Source organism: Congregibacter sp., from assembly GCF_965660375.1.
GTDB lineage: Bacteria > Pseudomonadota > Gammaproteobacteria > Pseudomonadales > Halieaceae > Congregibacter.
Window position 1 is genome coordinate 1 of sequence record NZ_CBFHZO010000003.1, and the last position, 1,552, is coordinate 1,552.

A 1,552-nucleotide genomic window follows, 5' to 3' on the forward strand; every position below is an offset into this window, starting at 1 on the left:
CTCTCCGCTCTCCCGCACCCGGTCTACGTGAGCTGCGATGGCATCTACATCTACTGACTCAGGATGCTCCCCCATCAAGCCGAGAATAATGGCTTTGGGCGAGCCGTGACCCGCGCCAGTAGCACCCAGGGATCCAAAGAGTTCCACGGTCAGCTGCAATACCGTATCCAAATGACCGTCGCTCTGCAGATCAAAGGCAAAACGTTGCGCTGCCACCATGGGACCCACGGTGTGCGAACTGGAGGGGCCAATACCCACCTTGAACAAATCGAATGCACTGATGCTCACTGCAACACCTTTAAATGATTCCAAAGACTGACGGCTTGGCGTCAGCTCTGCTTAAGCGTCTTCCCCTAAAACCTTTGCAAACAGCACCGGATCTACATTGCCACCGCTGAGCATCACCGCTACCGACTGGTACCTTGAATCCAGCTTGCCCGACAGCAGTGCTGCCAGAGCAACTGCCCCACCGGGCTCTACCACGAGCTTCAGAACCCGGAATGCATAGCGCATGGCGGCTTTCACCTCGGCGTCGCTGACCACGAGACCGCCGGCAAGACGGCGCTGGTTAATGGGAAAGGTCATCGCTCCGGGGGTCGGCGATAGCAGCGCATCGCATAGTGACGGTTGCGAGGTATCCGCCCGCTCGCGCTCGCCCGACGCCAGGGAACGCGCATGATCATCGTAGTGTTCGGGCTCCACACAAAAGATCGCAGTATCAGGGCTAAGCGCTTCTGCAGCGAGAACACAGCCCGCGGTGAGCCCCCCTCCTCCACAGCAGATAAGCAGCGCATCAAGGGCTCTTCCCCCCTTGGCGGCGTCTTCAAAAATTTCAAGACCGGCCGTTCCCTGGCCGGCGATAATGTGGGCGTCGTCAAAGGAAGGAACAATGACTCCACCATCGCGCTCGGAAAGGGCGTAACTGATTGCCTCCCGATCCTCGCTGTAGCGATCGTAGGTAATTACCTCGGCACCCAGAGCCCGGGTGTTTTCGAGCTTGATGCGCGGTGCATCCTCGGGCATGACGATCCGTGCACGGACGCCTTCGAGTTTCGCCGCCGCAGCCACTCCCTGCGCATGATTACCAGACGACCAGGCGATAACACCGGACTTGCGCTCCTCCGCCGTCAGCTGTGAGATGCGGTTGTAAGCGCCGCGGAACTTGAAGCTGCCGCTAAGCTGGAGCATCTCCGGTTTCAAAAATACATCTCTTCCCGTGTCCTCATCGAGGAAGCTGTTGTGCAGGAGGGGCGTGCGCGTCGCTCGACCCAGCAATCGCTTTGCCGCGGTTTGAACGTCGGCAAAGGACGGCAAATCATCAGTGCTCATAGAAACGTCCGTTCATTGTCATGCTCACCTTCGAAACAATACTTTTACTGCCCCGGGCAATGATGAATAATTATGCGCCCATCAGAGCTCAGGATACACACCATGCCATACACACTCATTCATCACACGGGTTGCGGCTCCTCAAAAAAGGGACTCGCCCTTCTCCAGGAAAATGGCATCGAGCCGGAAGTCCGCAAGTACATGAACAAAAGCGAAATGCTCA

At 57.4% G+C, this 1,552-nt stretch carries 2 protein-coding genes; both read right to left on the reverse strand.

Features of this window, described 5'->3' with window-relative positions; genetic code table 11:
- Positions 1-288, reverse strand: a 288-nt coding sequence (locus ACTG3T_RS00370; protein WP_439100278.1) for a serine dehydratase beta chain, incomplete at its 3' end; no start/stop codon positions are given.
- A 51-nt stretch (positions 289-339) separates the two neighbouring features.
- Entirely contained in the window at positions 340-1,329 is a 990-nt protein-coding gene (locus ACTG3T_RS00375; RefSeq protein WP_439100279.1) for a threonine ammonia-lyase, read from the reverse strand.
- Between the last annotated feature and the right edge of the window lie 223 nt (positions 1,330-1,552).